The organism is Candidatus Accumulibacter sp. ACC005 (genome assembly GCF_907163215.1).
GTDB classification, from domain to species: domain Bacteria; phylum Pseudomonadota; class Gammaproteobacteria; order Burkholderiales; family Rhodocyclaceae; genus Accumulibacter; species Accumulibacter regalis.
On the sequence record NZ_CAJQUB010000001.1, the window covers coordinates 42,272 to 59,231 of the forward strand.

General features: G+C 62.6%; 15 protein-coding genes and 2 pseudogenes. 10 read left to right on the forward strand and 7 right to left on the reverse strand.

The window, feature by feature from the left end:
* The 6 genes from QZ613_RS00190 (at window position 1) to QZ613_RS00215 (ending at window position 5,386) form a co-directional block, all read left to right on the forward strand.
* The gene (locus QZ613_RS00190; protein ID WP_043568387.1) at window positions 1–936 is read left to right on the forward strand and encodes a D-alanine--D-alanine ligase; all 936 of its coding nucleotides are present in this window, start codon (window positions 1–3) and stop codon (window positions 934–936) included.
* Window positions 937–960: 24 nt separating this feature from the next.
* Window positions 961–1,692, forward strand: coding sequence for a cell division protein FtsQ/DivIB (locus tag QZ613_RS00195; RefSeq protein WP_291868233.1), 732 nt, complete (start codon window positions 961–963; stop codon window positions 1,690–1,692).
* On the forward strand, window positions 1,689–2,918 hold the full coding sequence (gene ftsA, locus QZ613_RS00200) for a cell division protein FtsA (RefSeq protein ID WP_043568391.1): 1,230 nt from the start codon (window positions 1,689–1,691) through the stop codon (window positions 2,916–2,918). Before QZ613_RS00195 ends, ftsA begins: the two co-directional genes overlap by 4 nt.
* Window positions 2,919–2,990: 72 nt before the next feature.
* Complete coding sequence (gene ftsZ / locus QZ613_RS00205) at window positions 2,991–4,166, forward strand: cell division protein FtsZ (protein WP_043568393.1); 1,176 nt, start codon at window positions 2,991–2,993, stop codon at window positions 4,164–4,166.
* 97 nt (window positions 4,167–4,263) lie between these two features.
* A complete protein-coding gene (lpxC, locus tag QZ613_RS00210) occupies window positions 4,264–5,193 on the forward strand; it encodes a UDP-3-O-acyl-N-acetylglucosamine deacetylase (protein WP_043568421.1) in 930 nt (309 codons plus the stop codon).
* A gap of 4 nt (window positions 5,194–5,197) precedes the next feature.
* Window positions 5,198–5,386, forward strand: coding sequence for a hypothetical protein (locus QZ613_RS00215; protein WP_042335507.1), 189 nt, complete (start codon window positions 5,198–5,200; stop codon window positions 5,384–5,386).
* On the opposite strand, the gene QZ613_RS00220 is transcribed toward QZ613_RS00215, so the two are convergent.
* The 3 genes from QZ613_RS00220 to QZ613_RS00230 all read right to left on the reverse strand — a co-directional run bounded on the left by QZ613_RS00220 (window position 5,373) and on the right by QZ613_RS00230 (window position 7,399).
* Window positions 5,373–5,807, reverse strand: coding sequence for a DciA family protein (locus QZ613_RS00220; RefSeq protein WP_043568396.1), 435 nt, complete (start codon window positions 5,805–5,807; stop codon window positions 5,373–5,375). The genes QZ613_RS00215 and QZ613_RS00220 overlap by 14 nt on opposite strands.
* A gap of 158 nt (window positions 5,808–5,965) precedes the next feature.
* Window positions 5,966–6,481 (reverse strand): dihydrofolate reductase, encoded by a 516-nt coding sequence (locus QZ613_RS00225; protein WP_043568399.1) that lies wholly within the window; start codon window positions 6,479–6,481, stop codon window positions 5,966–5,968.
* A gap of 96 nt (window positions 6,482–6,577) precedes the next feature.
* Window positions 6,578–7,399, reverse strand: a complete 822-nt coding sequence (locus QZ613_RS00230; protein WP_043568400.1) for a thymidylate synthase — start codon at window positions 7,397–7,399, stop codon at window positions 6,578–6,580.
* A 180-nt stretch (window positions 7,400–7,579) separates the two neighbouring features.
* Here QZ613_RS00230 and QZ613_RS00235 point away from each other — a divergent pair, with 180 nt between their 5' ends.
* Window positions 7,580–9,109, forward strand: coding sequence for a hypothetical protein (locus tag QZ613_RS00235; protein ID WP_043568402.1), 1,530 nt, complete (start codon window positions 7,580–7,582; stop codon window positions 9,107–9,109).
* A gap of 9 nt (window positions 9,110–9,118) precedes the next feature.
* Here QZ613_RS00235 and mog read toward each other — a convergent pair whose 3' ends face one another.
* A complete protein-coding gene (gene mog, locus QZ613_RS00240) occupies window positions 9,119–9,745 on the reverse strand; it encodes a molybdopterin adenylyltransferase (RefSeq protein WP_043568423.1) in 627 nt (208 codons plus the stop codon).
* Between the two features lie 2 nt (window positions 9,746–9,747).
* Entirely contained in the window at window positions 9,748–10,281 is a 534-nt protein-coding gene (gene yjgA / locus QZ613_RS00245; protein WP_043568405.1) for a ribosome biogenesis factor YjgA, read from the reverse strand.
* A gap of 117 nt (window positions 10,282–10,398) precedes the next feature.
* On the opposite strand from yjgA, the gene pmbA reads away from it, so the two are divergent.
* From pmbA to QZ613_RS00260, 3 genes and pseudogenes are all read left to right on the forward strand, one after another.
* Window positions 10,399–11,772 carry a metalloprotease PmbA gene (gene pmbA / locus QZ613_RS00250; RefSeq protein ID WP_043568425.1) on the forward strand — a complete coding sequence of 458 codons (1,374 nt, stop codon included), beginning with the start codon at window positions 10,399–10,401 and terminating at the stop codon, window positions 11,770–11,772.
* Window positions 11,773–11,998: 226 nt separating this feature from the next.
* Window positions 11,999–13,358 (forward strand): annotated as a pseudogene (locus QZ613_RS00255) (IS1182 family transposase).
* Between the two features lie 125 nt (window positions 13,359–13,483).
* Window positions 13,484–14,567: pseudogene (locus QZ613_RS00260) on the forward strand (twin-arginine translocation signal domain-containing protein).
* Between the two features lie 144 nt (window positions 14,568–14,711).
* Here the strand turns inward: QZ613_RS00260 and QZ613_RS00265 are convergent.
* Entirely contained in the window at window positions 14,712–16,211 is a 1,500-nt protein-coding gene (locus QZ613_RS00265; RefSeq protein ID WP_291903281.1) for a TRAP transporter large permease subunit, read from the reverse strand.
* Window positions 16,211–16,798 carry a TRAP transporter small permease subunit gene (locus QZ613_RS00270; protein WP_043567611.1) on the reverse strand — a complete coding sequence of 196 codons (588 nt, stop codon included), beginning with the start codon at window positions 16,796–16,798 and terminating at the stop codon, window positions 16,211–16,213. Before QZ613_RS00270 ends, QZ613_RS00265 begins: the two co-directional genes overlap by 1 nt.
* Window positions 16,799–16,960: the final 162 nt, after the last annotated feature.

A 16,960-nucleotide genomic window follows, 5' to 3' on the forward strand; every position in this document is an offset into this window, starting at 1 on the left:
ATGGCGACCGTGAACAGCAACAACTTCGGCAAGGTGGCCGTCCTCTTCGGCGGGCGTTCGGCCGAGCGGGAAGTCTCGCTGAACAGCGGCTCACGGGTACTCGCCGCCTTGCGCCGGCAGGGTGTCGACGCGCACGCCTTCGATCCGGCGACGCGCAAGCTTGACGACCTGGCGGCCTTCGACCGTGCCTTCATTGCCCTGCATGGGCGCTATGGAGAAGACGGGACGATCCAGGGGGTTCTCGAACTGATGGGAATTCCCTACACCGGTAGCGGTGTGATGGCTTCGGCAATCGGCATGGACAAGTGGCGTAGCAAGATGCTCTGGCACGCCGCTGGCGTGCCGGTACCCCACTACGTGATGCTCGCCGCCGATAGCGACCACGCCGTCGTCGAAAGCTCGCTGGGCCTGCCGCTGTTCGTCAAACCGGCCTGCGAGGGTTCGTCGATCGGGATCAGCAAAGTCAAGCAAACGGGCGAGCTGGGCGCGGCGTATGCTGCCGCTGCGCAACATGATTCGCTGGTCATCGCCGAGCGCGCAATCCTTGGCGGCGAGTATACGGTCGCCATTCTCGGCGAGCAGGCGCTGCCGATCATCAAGATCGAGCCGATCACCGAGTTCTACGATTACGAGGCCAAGTACCTGCGCGACGACACCGCTTACCGCTGTCCTTGCGGCCTGCCGGAAAGCCGCGAGCGCGAACTTCGCGCCCAGGCCCTGCATGCCTTCCGCATCCTCGGCGGGCGCGGTTGGGGGCGGGTCGACTTCCTGATGGACCCGCCGGCGGACGACGGGTCGCGCAAGGCCTACTTCCTTGAAGTGAACACCTCGCCGGGAATGACCGATCACTCGCTGGTGCCGATGGCCGCCCGCGCTGCCGGGATTTCCTACGACGAGCTGGTCGTCCGCGTTCTTGCTCTTGCTGCCCTGGGATGAGCGATGTGGCACAAACCGCAATTGATGACCGCTGTTGCAGATCTGCTCTTGCTGGCCGCCGGTGCGGCCTTGCTGGTTGCGGCGGTGATCTGGGGTGCGCCGCGCATGCGCCTGATTCCGCTCAACGAGGTGCGGGTGACGCACGAGCTGCAGTCGGTTCAGCGCAGCGACGTCGAACAGGCGCTGGAGGATCTGCTGCGTGGCAGCTTCCTGACGGTCAATCTGGAAGCCTTGCGTCTGGCGCTCGAACAATTGCCCTGGGTGCGGCATGCCGAAGTGTGGCGGAAGTGGCCGGCGCGTATCGACGTCAGGATCGAAGAGCAGCAGGCGGTTGCGCATTGGGGCGAGGGACGTGGCGAGCTGGTCAATATTTTCGGCGAGGTCTTTGCCGCATCGTTACCCGAAGGGCAACGCCTGCCGCGGCTCAGCGGACCGAGCGGATCGGCGGGCGATGTACTGCGCCGGCACGAGGAGTTTGCGCGGGTCCTGCGGCCGATCGGTCGGCAACCGGTACAGGTGGCCCTGTCGCCGCGTCTGGCCTGGGCGCTGGAACTGGAGGACGGGATGTTGGTTGAGCTCGGTCGCGAGCAGGCGAAGGCGCCGATTCGGATGCGTCTGCAGCGTTTCGTCGACTACTACCCGACGCTGTCGGATACCCGCCATGGGCGGCCGTTGGCGGTGGACATGCGGTATCCCAACGGCTTTGCACTGCGCTTCCCAGCCAGTGCGGGTCACGAAGTCAAAGGAAAGAAATGAGCAGGGATAGCAAAGATCTGATCGTCGGACTCGACATCGGCACGTCTAAGATCGTGGCGCTGGTCGCTGAACTCACTCCGGAAGGGCGAGTAAACGTAATTGGCATGGGCCAGCAGGAATCGCGGGGGCTCAAGAAGGGAGTCGTGGTCAACATCGAGGAGACCGTGGCGACCATTTCGCGCGTCCTGCAGGAAGTCGAACTGATGGCCGATTGCAAGGTTCGCGACGTCTATACCGGCATTGCCGGCAGCCATATCCGCAGCTTCAATTCGAATGGAATGGTGGCCATCAAGGACCGCGAAGTCACTCCGATGGACGTCGAGCGGGTGATCGAAACGGCGCGCGCCATGCCCATTCCCGCCGATCAGGAGATCCTGCACATCCTGACCCAGGAGTTCATCATCGACGATCAGGATGGCATCCGCGAACCGATCGGGATGAGCGGCTTTCGCCTCGAGGTCAAGGTGCACATCGTCACCGGCGCAGTCTCGGCGGCGCAGAACATCATCAAGTGTGTTCGTCGCTGCGGGCTGGAAGTCAACGATCTCGTTCTGCAGCCCCTGGCTTCGAGTTGCGCCGTGCTTTCCGAGGATGAAAAGGACCTCGGCATCTGTCTGATCGACATCGGTGGCGGCACCACCGATCTGGCCGTGTGGACGCAAGGCGCCATTCGCCATACCTCGGTGATCCCCATCGCCGGCGACCAGATCACCAATGACATCGCCATGGCTTTGCGCACGCCCACGCGCGAGGCTGAAGACATCAAGCGCCGTTACGGGTGCGCGCTGGCCGACCTCGCCGACCCGGAAGACGCGCTCGAGGTCATTGGCGTCGACGACCGGCCGTCGCGGAAGTTGTCGCGCCGCGCGCTCGCGGACGTCATCCAGCCACGCGTCGAGGAGCTCTTCGAGCTGATCCAGGCCGAGTTGCGCCGCTCGGGATTCGAGGACGTGCTCTCGTCAGGAATCGTGCTCACCGGCGGTGCCTCGGTGATGCCGGGGATGATCGAGCTCGGCGAAGAGATCTTTCACATGCCGGTACGCCTGGGTATCCCCAAGTATCAGGGAGCCCTCGCCGACGTCGTCCAGAGCCCGCGCTTTGCGACTGCCTGCGGCCTTCTGCTCGAGGCGCAGACGCAGCGCAAGCGTGGCTTGAAGGTGCGTGAAACGAGAGACGTCAAACAGGTTTTCGGGCGCATGCGCTCGTGGTTCGAAAAGAACTTCTGACCCCGGCAGTGTCAGGTGTCAGGCCATTACCCACTTTCAGCAGCAACCAAGCTTTTTGCAGAGGAGACGACAATGTTTGAAATCATCGACAAAGAAGAACAGGGTGGTCACCGAGATACGGTGATCAAGGTCATCGGTATCGGTGGCGCCGGTGGTAACGCCGTCGATCACATGATCCGCGAAGGCGTCAATGGCGTCGATTTCATTGCCGCCAATACCGACTCGCAAGCGCTCGGCCGCAGCGTTGCCCTGCAGCGCCTGCAGCTTGGCAAGACGGGTCTTGGCGCCGGTGCAAAACCGGAGGCAGGGCGTAGCGCTGCCGAGGAAGAGCGCGCGGCCATCGCCGAGTCGCTGGCCGGTGCGCACATGGTCTTCATCACCGCCGGCATGGGCGGCGGCACGGGTACCGGTGCCGCGCCGATCGTCGCCGAGGTGGCACGCGAACTCGGCGTCCTGACCGTCGCCGTGGTGACCAAGCCTTTCGGCTTCGAGGGCAAGCGCCTGAAGATTGCCGAAGCCGGTATCGCCGAACTGCAGAAGCACGTCGATTCGCTGATCGTCATTCTCAATGACCGCCTGATGGACGTTCTTGGCGACGACGTGTCCATGGACGATGCCTTCAAGGCGGCGGACAACGTCTTGCGCAATGCGGTTGGCGGGATTGCCGAGATCATCAATTTCCCTGGCCTGGTGAACGTCGACTTCGAGGACGTGCGCACGGTCATGGGAGAAATGGGGATGGCGATGATGGGCTCGGCCAGTGCCGCCGGTGTCGACCGGGCGCGGATTGCCGCCGAACGGGCGGTCGCCTCACCGTTGCTCGAGGGGGTCAACCTTTCCGGGGCGAAGGGCGTGCTGGTCAATATCACCGCGACGCGTTCGTTGAAGATGAAGGAAGTCAACGAAGTCATGAACACCGTCCGCGCCTTTGCCGCCGACGACGCGCACATTATCTTCGGTGCGGTCTACGACGAAAGCATCGACGAGGAAATTCGCGTGACGGTGGTCGCTACCGGCCTCGGTCAGGCGCAGGCGAAAAGGCAGAGCTTTGAAGTGATCAATACATCGGCGACGCAGGCGACCGGTACCGACGGCCGTTTTGCCAACGGGCAGAGCATCGATTACTCGAGCCTGGATCAGACGCCGGCGGTTTTCCGCAAAGGGCGTAGCGCGACCGTCGAAGCGCTGGCCAACAGCGGTGTCGACCGCTGGGATATCCCGGCGTTTCTCAGGAAACAGGCCGACTGAAGCCGGCCATGTGCTAACTCCTCTGCCGGGGTCGGCGCGTTTCAGGGCAGTTCAGACTGTGCTAAAATGCGTCGATTCCACCGGTTTTTTCAAGCAGATGCTAAAGCAGCGAACACTCAAGTCCGTGATCCGCGCCGCTGGCGTCGGGCTCCATTCGGGCGTTAAGGTAAATATGTGCCTGCGGCCGGCTGCGCCGTCGACGGGAATCGTCTTTCGGCGCCTCGATCTCGATCCGGTCGTCGACTTGCCGGCATCGGCGGTGCTCGTCGGTGACACGCGCATGTGCTCGTGCCTGGAAGTCGACGGTGCCAAGGTGGGTACCATTGAACACCTGATGTCCGCATTCGCCGGCCTCGGCATCGACAACGCCTTTGTCGATCTGGATGCCGCCGAAGTTCCGATACTCGACGGCTCGGCGTCGCCGTTTGTTTTTCTGATCCAGTCCGCCGGGATCGAAGAGCAACCCGTCGCGAAAAAATTCATCCGCGTGAAACGTCCGATCGAGGTTCGCGAGAGCGACCAGTCGGGGGAGAAGTGGGCGCGTTTCGAACCCTATGACGGTTTTCGCCTGAGCTTCTCGATTGGCTTCAATCATCCGGCGATTGACCGCACGGGTCAGTCGGTGAGCATCGATTTTGCGGAAAACTCCTACGCTCGCGAAGTGGCACGGGCGCGAACCTTCGGCTTCATGCAGGAGGTGGAGTGGTTGCGCGAGAACGGCCTTGCGCAAGGCGGCGGGCTCGATAACGCCGTCGTCCTTGACGAGTACCGCGTGCTGAATGCCGAGGGTTTGCGCTACAGCGACGAGTTCGTGAAACATAAGGTTCTCGACGCCATCGGCGACCTATACCTGCTCGGGAGCCCGCTACTCGCTTCGTTCGTCGCCCACAAGTCGGGGCACGCACTCAACAACGCGCTGGCTCGGCGACTGCTGGACAGTCCGGAAGCCTGGGAATACGTCAGTTTCGAAGACCGCGACCTGGCTCCACAGTCCCTGTCGCGCTGGCTGGCGTTGCCGGCGGTCTGACCCGGTGTGGTTGCTGCGCCTGCTGGCGGTTCTGACGGTGATTACCGTTGCCGGCGGGGTGGTGATCTTCCTGTTTACCCGAGACCCGCGCTACCTGCACTTCGCTTGGCGGCTCTTTCGCTACTCGCTGATCGTCGCCCTGCTGGTTTTCGCGCTGCTGATCCTCGAGCGTGTGGCGGTCATTCCTCTCTAGCCGAGCGCGCCAACAACTGTTCGAGCGCGGAGCGCAACGGCGATACCGGTAGCGATCCGCTGAGCGCGCTCAACTGCTCGCTGGCCCTTACGCTGAGCGGTCTTTGCGCCGGGACGTGGGGCGCCGCGGTGCGGGCTCGGGCTTGCACTTTGACCTGCAGCCCCCGACACTCAACCCCGCGCTTCAACAATTCGTCGACCAGCGTCGGTGCCATCTGGCGTAGCTTGGTTGCGACTGCGCCGCTGCTGGCGTGGATAAGTACGATCCCCGACTTGTAATTGGCCAGGCTGCTCGCCTGGCCGAGATGTGGTGGCGCAATCTCCTGAAACAGCCCGCCGAGCCTGGCCAGGAGCCTGGCATGCGCCAAGACCTTGCCAGCTCCGTCGGCGCCTTCAAGATAGTCGTGCAGTGAGTCGGTCATCGGCCGTTTCTGGGGGAGGCTAGGCGTGCATCTTATTCTCGTCGCCAACCGTCTGGCAACCGCCAGAACCTTGACCATTGCCCCGCGCCTGGAGACGCTGCTGGTAGGAGGACTGCCGCCGCGTAGCCAGAGCTGGCCGCGAATGCGCCAGCCGGCGTTCAGCGCCGCTCATAGACGACGAAGTCGAAGAACGGGCCGCCCAAGCCTTTGCTGCCGGATGAGTCGTCGCTGCAGGTCCTCCCCGGGCGACGCGAGACCTCGCGCCACTCGGCGGGTGGAACCTCCGGGAAATAGCTGTCTCCCGCGCCGTCCTCGGCGACTTCGGTCAGGTACAGTCGACTTGCCAGCGCCAGCGTCTGTCGGTAGAGGTCGGCGCCACCGATGACGAATACCTCACCGGCATTCCCCGCCAGGCGCAGCGCCTCGTCGATCGAACCCGCCAGTGTCGCGCCGCTCGCCTGGTAGGTTGGGTTGCGGCTGACGACGATGTTGTGCCGATCCGGCAATGGTCGAAAAGCTGCCGGCAGCGATTCCCAGGTATTCCTTCCCATGATCACGGTCTTTCCGCGCGTCGCCTCGCGAAAGTGCTTCATGTCTTCGGGTAGGTGCCAAAGCAAGTTCTGCTGCCGGCCAATGGCGCCGTTTCTGGCAACGGCAGCAATCAGCGCGATCACTCGCCGCGCCTCCGCAAGCGATTGCCGCTCGCTCGGCAGCCGGCATCGGCGGCGAGGGCGTGGTTGAGCGAGTAGCGCTTGCCGTTATACATCGGATCAGACGGCGACTGGCGCCGCGATGTGCGGGTGCGGATCGTAGCCTTCGAGGTTGAAGTCCTGAAAACGGAAAGCGAACAAATCGGTCACCTCGGGGTTCAGGCGCATCGTCGGCAGGGCGCGCGGCGGGCGGTCCAGTTGCAGCCGCGCCTGCTCAAAGTGATTGCTGTAGAGATGGGCGTCGCCAAAGCTATGCACAAACTCGCCCGGCCGGTAACCGCAAACCTGAGCCAGCATCAGAGTGAGCAGCGCGTACGAGGCAATGTTGAACGGCACGCCAAGGAAGATGTCCGCGCTGCGCTGGTAGAGCTGACAGGAAAGTTTGGCACGGCGATCGCTGTCTGATGGCCCGGCGGGCGCGACGTAGAACTGGAAAAAAGCGTGGCAAGGCGGTAGCGCCATACGCTCGACGTCGGCTGGATTCCAGGCACTGACCAGGTGTCGGCGCGAGTCGGGGTCATTCTTCAGATTGTCGACCAGTTGAGCGATCTGGTCGATTTCGCGTCCGTCCGGCGTTTGCCAGTGACGCCACTGATGCCCATAGACCGGGCCAAGATCGCCATTGTGGTCGGCCCATTCGTCCCAGATGCGGACGCCGTTCTCGCGCAGATAGCGGACGTTGGTGTCACCTTGCAGGAACCACAGCAACTCGTGGATGATCGACGGCAGGTGCAGCTTCTTGGTCGTCAGCGCCGGGAACCCGGTACTGAGGTCGAAGCGCATCTGCCAGCCGAATACCGAGCGCGTGCCGGTGCCGGTGCGGTCTGCCTTGACCGTGCCATGTTCGAGAACATGGCGCATCAGGTGGAGATACTGCTGCATGCTTTTGGCCGATGGTTGATTCAGGCCGAATTGTAGAGTAATCGACAGCCCCTCGCTGTCCGAGGGCTCACCCGCTCCTGCCTTCTCAGTGCCCAAGCCGCATCCGGCAGCCGTTGGCGCGCGTCCTGGTTTACAATTCGCGGTCCAACCGCAGTCGTCTGCGCCGAGGCTTCACGTCCAATGATGTTCAATTTCTTTGCCAAACGTTCCGACCATCCGCTGGCTGACAGCAAGGAGCTGAAGCGAATTATTGCCGAGCTGCACGTCGACAAGCCGGCAAAGGCCGTCGACGAAGTAAGCGGCTGGTTTGATTCGCTGCAGCATGTCGAGAACTTTCGCGTCGACCAATTCTTCGACGTACTGCGCCAGCTCGACGAGGCGGCGCAACGGCACCTGCTGCGCGTGGCACGCGACTACCTGCTCGCCGCGCGTCTGACGAAACTTGAAGAAGAGCGCTTGTGGACGCGGAGCTATCGCTATTGGGGCCAGGTCGCGACGCTGTACCGAGACTGCGTCGAGCGTGCCCGGCTTGCGCCAAAGAGCAAGGGCAGCGACGCTTTCAAGGCCTCCGTGCCGCTGGCGCTCGTACGCTCGCAAGCGGCCCGCTGCAATCAGCTGAAGTGGTTGGCGTTTCGCTACGGCTCCGCTGACGAAGATCTCTGGAGGTCTCTCGGCGAGACCTATCTGCTCGCCGAAGGCGCCGGCAACGCACAGAAGGCGGTGCCGCTCTATCCAGCCAGGAAAGGGCTGTGCACCGTGGCGCAGCAATACCTGCACGCCATCGCCTTCTTTGCATCCTCGATGGATAGCTTGATGCCCGTGCAGATCGAGCTGGCTGACCGCCTGATCGCCCATTTCCTGCCCCATTTTGTGCTCCTGCCTGATTGTCGGCCGGACAGCGTTTATTGGGTCGATGCGGCAGCCGGAACGGCACCGCTGCGGTTGGCCCGTCACCCCGGCGTGGGCCGACCCGGCTTGCGCTTTTTCTCTCCGGGGACGGCACTGCCGGCGCTCGAAGAACTGCTGCATCGGGTTGAGCGGGGTGAGATTCCAAGTGACCTCAACCTTGGCGGTGAGTACGCCCAGCGCGCCCTGTTGCCGGTACTGCGCCATCTCCATCTCTATTGGGCAAAGTGCCCGCCCCAGCGCCGCCATACGCGGCATGCGGTCAAGACGCGAATGCTCGTGCTCTTTGGCTTCGATGACAGCTATTCGCTTTTCTCGGGAGCCGCTTCGCGCCCTGGCAACGACGCGGGGATGGACGACTGGGTGGTCGAGAATGTCAGTCTCGGAGGCTTTCGTGCGCAGGTCGGCGAGGTCGGAAGCGGGCGCATCAACATCGGCGCACTGCTGGCTGTCCAGCCGGAGGGCGGCGACAACTGGATGTTGGGGGTCGCCAGACGTTTTACCCGGCGCGATACCGACGGCGCCAGCCTGGGCGTGCAGGTGCTCTCCAGGCAGGCGCTGAGCATTGAACTGCGGCCACGGCGCCGCGGTTTTTCGGCAGCGGTGGCCATTCCGGGAATCTGGTTACAGGATCGAGGTGAAGCCGGCATCCTGCGTATCGTCTTGCCACTGGCGGGCTTCAACGTTCGGGAGACGCTGGAATTCAGCCATCAGGGCAAGCGCCGGGAGCTGATTCCCATGGAGCTCGAGGAAGCCGGCGCCGAGTACGAGATTGGCTGTTTTCGCGAGCAAGCCGCCACGTGACGATGGCCCTCAAGGCCGGGCAGGCCGCTCCCCGGCGCCCGCTTCCGGTGGCGGTCGCAGAGCCGATTTCGGTCGGAAAGCCTTGACCACCTGCTCGACCGTTTCGACGTAAGGGCCACCAAGCAGATCGATGCAGTACGGGATGGCGGCAAAAATGCCGTTCACCAGTACCGTGCCGTCGGCCGCCTTCACTCCTTCAAGGGTTTCCCTGATCGACTTTGGCTGCCCGGGCAGATTGAGGATCAGCGCCTTGCCGCGCACTACCGCAAGCTGGCGCGACAGAATCGCCGTCGGCACGAAGTTCAGGCTGATCCGGCGCATTTCCTCACCGAAGCCGGGCATCACCTTGTCGGCGACGGCCAGTGTGGCTTCCGGCGTGACGTCGCGTGGCGCTGGACCGGTGCCGCCGGTGGTCAGCACCAGATTGCAGCCGACCTCATCGACCAGCTCCCTGAGCGTTTCTTCGATACGCGTCTGGTCGTCGACGATCAGGCGCGTCGCCGTTCGCCACGGGCTGGCCAGCGCCCGCCCGAACCATTCTTCAAGCGCCGGGATTCCCTGGTCGGCATAGACGCCCTGCGCGGCGCGGTCGCTGATCGACAGCAGCCCGATCAGCAGCTCGTCATCGTTGGTCATGCTCATTCCCCGCGCAGCGCCGTGTTCCCGCCGCCTTCAAGTTCCTTGAGAAACTGGAAAATGGCGCGGTAATTGCGTGGCGGCTTTCCTTGCTCCTGCTCGTTCAAGGCGGCGCGGCGCAGCGAACGCAGATGCTGCAGATCAACCGCCGGGAAATCCTCGGCAATTCCGTAGAGCACGCTTTCGTCGGCCAGCAAGGCCGTCCGCAGGCGCTCGATGCGGTGCAGCCTTCCCGTTTCCTCGGCCGAATCACCGCGCAGCGCGGCCAGCGAGTGGCGGATCGGTTCCGGGTCGTCGATGTCACGCATCACCCGGCCGATGTATTGCAGCTGCCGCCGTCGCGCCTCGTCGTGTCGGGTCATGCGCTGTGCCGCGCGGACGGCGGTGCGCAGATCCTCCGGAAGATCGATCTTCTTGAGCCGATCGGGCGCCAGCTCCACCAGTTCCTCGCCGAGGGCCTGCAGTTCCTCCATGGCCCGCTTGCGCTGCGTTTTCGACGGCGGGCCTGCTTCTTCTTCTTCTTCGGGGGGAGTCATCGGTGGCAGAGGTGCCTTTATTGGTGGCTGGTGGGGATGGCCGCGGGCAAGGACGCTGCGGGGGACGCCTTGCGCGGAGCTGCTATGATAGCGACTTTTGCCTTTGGCCACCGCCCCATGTCCCCTCCAGCTGCCTCCGCCGTTCACCAATCACGCTTCAGCCATGGTTTCGACACTCTGCAGCAATTGGCGCGTGACGTTCTTGCCCATGCCGAAAAGGGCGGCGCAAGTGCTTGCGAGGTCGATGTCTCCGACGGCTTCGGCCAGTCGGTGACCGTTCGTCGCGGCGAGGTCGAAACCATCGAGTACAACCGCGACAAGGCGATCGCCGTTGCCGTCTATCTTGGCCAGCGCAAAGGCCAGGCGAGTACTTCGGATTTTTCGTCGACGGCCTTGCGCGAAACGGTCGAGGCGGCGTTGAATATCGCCCGCTTTACCGCCGCCGACCCCTGCGCCGGCTTGCCCGATGCGGGCCTGCTGGCCATCGATAGCCAAAGCTTGCCGGATCTCGATCTCTATCACCCCTGGCTGCTCTCGGTCGAAGCCGCCGTCGACCTCGCCCAGCGCTGCGAACGTGCAGCCTTCGCAGTCGACCCGCGGGTGAGCAATTCGGAAGGCGCGTCGGTGTCGAGTCAGGAAGGGCATTTCGTGTCTGCCAACAGCCTGGGTTTCATGGGCGGCTACCCGACTTCGCGGCATTACCTGTCGTGTTCGATGATCGCCGGCAAGGACGAGAACATGCAGCGCGACGACTGGTACTCGATTGCCCGCGATGCACAGGCGATCGGTTCGCCGGAACTGATCGGCGAGCGCGCCGCGCAACGCGCCCTGGCGCGGCTCGGCGCACGCAAGATCAAGACCTGCAAGGTGCCGGTGATCTTCGAGGCGCCGCTCGCCTCATCGCTGATCGGCAACTTCGTACACGCGGTCAGCGGCGGTAGCCTGTATCGCAAGACCTCCTTCCTGGTCGATAGCCTGGGCAAGCGTGTCTTCGCCAGAAAAATGCAGATCAGCGAGCGACCGCATCTGGCGCGTGGCCTGGCGAGCGGCTATTTCGACAGCGACGGCGTGGCGACGCACGATCGCGAAGTCATTGTTGACGGCAAGTTGCAGGGCTATTTCCTCAGCGCCTACACGGCGCGCAAGCTGGCCATGCAGACCACCGGCAACGCTGGTGGCTGCCATAACCTCGTCGTGCACCCGGGCAAGCGCAATCTGTCTGGCCTGCTCAAGAAAATGGGACGCGGCTTGCTGGTCACCGAACTCCTCGGTCACGGCGTCAACTACGTGACCGGTGACTATTCGCGCGGCGCCGCCGGCTTCTGGGTCGAGGGCGGCGAGATCGTCCATCCGGTTGAAGAGATCACCATTGCCGGCAACCTCCGCGACATGTTCAGAAACATCGCCGGCGTCGGGAACGATGTCCTGGTGCGCGGCTCGAAGCAGGTCGGCTCGCTGCTCGTGGAGCAGATGAAGGTGGCCGGCGCCTGAGTTCCTGTCCGCGCATGGCGATCGAAAGGGCCGCTTCGGAGCGGTGCAGCGCTCGGCTGCTTCTCCCCTTGCGGGCTCGGAAAATCCGTATTCCATGCCGAAGGGCTTTCGCTATAATCGGCGGGCAACTCGTGTACAAGAAACCCAACTAGCAGCCTGTCGGACTTTCCCGGCGCCAGATCCGAACATGCTATAATCATACTTCTTCGAGCAACCGAGTCATCGCATGTCCAACTTTATCGTTGCTGACCGCCAGACGGACTATCTGCTGCCGCCGTCGGTGGACGATTGGCTGAACCAGGACCATCTGGCGCGCTTCATTGTCGAGGTAATCGACCAGCTGGATCTGTCGAAGCTGACGCGTCAGTACGCGGGGCGCGGATCGAAAGCCTACCACCCGGCGACGCTGCTGGCGATTCTGGTCTATGGCTACGCCACCGGTGTCTTCTCGAGCCGCAGGCTGGAGCAGGCCACCTACGACTCGGTCGCCTTCCGTTTTCTTGCCGCCAAACCGGCATCCCGATCACGACAGCCTGGCGGCCTTCCGCCGACGTTTCCTTGACGAACTGAGCGACCTGTTTCTGCAGGTCCTGGAAATGGCCAAGGAAATGAAGGTGCTCAAGGTGGGGAACATCTGCCTTGACGGCACGAAGATCGAAGCCAACGCCTCGCGGCACAGTGCGTTGTCGCACGGGTACATCGAAAAGCTGGAAGTGCAGCTCAAGGGCGAAATTCAGGAACTGCTGGCGCTGGCGGAACAAGCGGATCGAGCCGATATCCCGAATGGCGTCAGCCTGCCCGAGGAACTCAAGCGTCGCGAAGATCGGCTGGCGGCCATGGCCGCCGCCAAGGCCACGATAGTCGCCCGGGCCAAGGAGCGCGATCAGCGTGAGAAGGCCGAATATGACGAGAAGATGGCCTGCCGCGCCGCCAAGGAAAAAGCCACCGGCAAGAAGCCGGGCGGCAAGCCGCCCAGGGCGCCCGAGCCTGGACCGCGGGACAAAGATCAGCTCAATCTGACTGACGAAGAGTCACGCATCCTGCCGGTGGCCGGTGGCGGCTTCGAACAGGCGTACAACGCCCAGGCGGCGGCCGATGCGGCAACGATGCTGATCGTCGCCACCGGGGTCACGCAAGCGCCCAACGACAAACAGCAAGTCGAGCCGATGCTGGCGACCCTCAAGGCGCAGGCGGTGGTGCTCGGCGCCGTGGAATGCCTGATCGCTGACAGCGGCTACTGCAGCGAGAAGAACATCAAGGCGTGTGAGGCGGCCGGCATCGATCCCCTGATCGCCGTCGCTCGTGACGAGCACCACCCGGGCTGGCGGGAGCGCCACAGTGAGCCGGCAGCCTTGCCCGACAATGCCACCCCCGTGCAGGCCATGTCTCATCGCCTGAAGACCCAGGCAGGACGGGCGCGCTATGCGTTACGCAAGCAGACCATCGAACCGGTGTTCGGGATCATCAAGTCGGTGATGGGCTTTCGCCGCTTCTCGCTGCGCGGTTTGAACAAGGTCACCGGCGAGTGGACGTTGGTTTGTATGGCGTGGAATTTGAAGCGCCTGGCCGTATTGCGCCTGCAGTAGGGAAAATGAGGGGAAAACCCTCGGAAAAGCCTGAAAACCGACGAAATTCGGCTTTTTTGTTGCGTATGGTGAAACGCGCCGGCCAGGCCGGCGGTCAGTCCGACAGGCTGCTAGGAGACAAGACTGTGGAAAGACGTTCGTTTTTGAAGAATGCTGGTGTCGGCCTTGCGGCCGGTACCGTTGCCATGCCCGCAATTGCCGACAATGCGCCGACCATCCGCTGGCGTCTGGCGTCAAGCTTTCCGAAGAGCCTGGACACCATCTACGGGGGTGCGGAATACATGGCTCAGCGGGTCGCCGAAGCAACCGGTGGCAAGTTCCAGATTCAGGTTTTCGCCGGTGGCGAGATCGTCCCCGGGCCGGCCGTCTTCGACGCCGTCAAGGACAACACCGTCGAAATGGCGCACACCGCGTCGTACTACTTCTTCGGCAAGGATCCGACCTACGCTTTCGACTGTGCCATTCCTTTCGGGATGAACAATCGCCAGCTCGACGCCTGGATGCGCTACGGCAACGGCACCAAACTGATGAACGAACTGTACGGGAAGTCTAATATCGTTCCGATTCCCTGTGGCAACACCGGCGCGCAAATGGGCGGTTGGTTCCGCAAGGAAGTCAAGACCGTTGCCGATATGCATGGCCTGAAGATCCGCATTGGCGGTTTTGCCGGCGAGGTGCTGAGCAAACTGGGCGCCGTGCCGCAGCAGATTCCGGGTGGCGATATCTATCCGTCTCTGGAAAAGGGCACCATCGACGCCGCCGAATGGATTGGCCCCTACGACGATCAGAAACTGGGGTTCAACAAGGTCGCCAAGTACTACTACTATCCGGGCTGGTGGGAGGGTGGGCCGCAGTTGTCGGTTTACGTCAATAGCGCCAAGTACGCCGAGTTGTCCGAAAGAGTACAAGGCGATTCTGCACATGGCCTGCTGCCGACGCGCATGTGGACTATGATGGCCAAGTACGACGCCAAGAACCCGATCGCCTTGAAGCAACTGGTTGGCTCCGGAACGCAGCTGCGCCAGTATCCGAAAGGCAATCATGGACGCCTCGTACAAGGCGGCCATGGAACTCTATGCCGAAACGTCGAAGGCGAATCCCGGGTTCAAGAAAGTCTACGACGACTACGCGAAGTTCCAGGCCGACGAGAACCTCTGGTTCGGTATTGCCGAAGGTGCTTACGCGAGTTACATGGGTACCAAGCGCTAGATCGCTTTCCCGCAGGGCCGCTTGCCGGTCCCTGGCCGGCAACGAAAAAAGAAACGGAGGCCACATTGGCCTCCGTTTCTTTTCCCAGGTCTCCATTCCTGCTGCGCTCGTGCGCGATCGTCCCGCGCGAACGCAGCCTGCCGGCTATTTTTGCTTGCTTTCCTTGAGCATGTCGAGAATGGCATCGGTGGCCGCAGCGCCCGGTTTTGGTTGCCCGTCCTGCGCGCCTTCCGGTGAGCCGTACACGCCGCCCCCTCCGTAGCCGGAACTTGGCACTTCGATCTCGACGCTATCAAGATCAACCTTGACCGCCTTGTCGAGGCCAAAGGTGACCAGTTGCGGGAAGGCGATCAGCAGGCCGACCATGATCACCTGGATGCACACGAAGGGAATCGCACCCCAGTAGATGTCCGTGGTCTTGACCGATGCGGGGGCGACCGAACGCAGGAAGAACAGCGCGAAACCAAAGGGCGGGTGCATGAACGAGGTCTGCATGTTCACCGCCAGCAGGATCCCGAACCAGATCAGGTCGATCCCCAGTGCCTGTGCGACCGGCCCGAGCAGCGGCACGACGATGAACGAGAGTTCGAAGAAGTCGAGGAAGAAGGCGAGGAGGAAGACGAGAACGTTGACCACGATCAGGAAGCCGACTTCGCCACCCGGGAGTCCGGTGAGGAGATGCTCGACCCAGCGGTGCCCGTCTACCCCGTAGAAGGTGAGCGAGAAGACGCGCGCGCCGACCAGGATGAAGATCACGAAAGTGGTCAGCTTGGCGGTCGATTCCATGGCCTGCTTGAGCAGCGTCAGCGACAGCCGTTGCCGTGCCAGCGCCATGATCAGCGCACCGGTCGCGCCCATCGCGCCGCCTTCGGTCGGCGTCGCGATGCCCATGAAGATCGTGCCGAGGACCAGAAAGATCAGGAACAGCGGCGGCACCATGGTCGTCAGCGCACGCATGAAAAGCTTCATTCCGTGCAGCGTTCGCGCTTCACGTGGCAGTGCCGGTACCCAGCTTGGCTTGAAGATGGCGATCAGGATGACGTAGCCGACGTAGAGACAGGTGAGCGCGATGGCCGGGATGAAAGCGCCCTGGTACATGTCACCGACCGACTTGCCCAACTGGTCGGCCATGATGATCAGTACCAGCGACGGCGGCAATATCTGCGCCAGCGTTCCGGACGCGGCGATGATGCCGGTCGCCAGTTTGGTGTTGTAGCCGTAGCGCAGCATGATCGGCAGTGAGATGAGGCCCATCGAGATGACCGATGCCGCCACCACCCCGGTGGTCGCCGCGAGCAGCGCGCCGACGAAGATCACTGCGAAGGCCAGGCCGCCGCGCAGCGGTCCGAAAAGCTGGCCGATCGTGTCGAGTAGGTCTTCGGCCATGCCCGAGCGCTCGAGGATCAGCCCCATGAAGGTAAAGAAGGGGATGGCCAGCAAGGTATCGTTGTTCATGATGCCGAAGATGCGGTCCGGCAGCGCCTGGAACAGTTGCGGGCCGAGCAGGCCGAGCTCGATGCCGATCAGGCCGAAGAAGATTCCGTTGGCTGCCAGGGCGAATGCTACCGGGAAGCCAACGAGCAAAAAGAGGACCATCGAGGCGAAGATGATCGGGGCCATGTTGTTGATCAGGAACTCGGTCATCACAGTTCTCCCTGGCGGGCCTTGATGGCCAGTGCCAGTTCTTCTTCGGCCGTTGGTTTGCTGGGCTTGGCAGTCGGGTCGGGGCACAGGCCCTGCACGAAACCGATCCGTTTGATCAGTTCCGAAATGCCCTGAATGACCAGCAGAAAGAAGCCTATCGGTACCAGCAGGCGCACCGGCCAGATGGTCAGGCCACCCGCATTGCTCGACTGCTCGTTGGTTTCATAGGCGAGGACGAATATCGGCCACGACATGTACATCACGGCAACGGCCATCGGCATCAGGAAGAAGATGATGCCGAAGATGTCGATCATCGCTTGCCCGCGTTTGGAAAACTTGCCGGCAATGAGGTCGATGCGCACATGCTCGTTGCGCATCAACGCGTAGCCTGCGCCGAGCAGGAAAATTGCCGAGAACAGGTACCACTGAATCTCGAGAAACGCGTTCGAGCTGTAGTCAATGGTGTAACGCATGACTGCGTTACCGGCACCGATCAAGGTGACGACCAGTACCAGCCAGATGATGCTCTTGCCAACGCGCTCGGTGAGGGCATCAATCAGGCTTGAAAGCTTGAGTAAACCATTCACGGGATAAACCCTCCTTTGACAGTTTGAAATGCGGTCGTCGCAGACTCGATCGCCGGCCGGTTTCCTCTTCCTTGGGAAGCTTGGCTTGGCCACCGCACCAACTAAGCCACGCACGGCAAGCGCGGTGGCAAGAAGGCGCGCCGATTATGGCACATCTTTCAG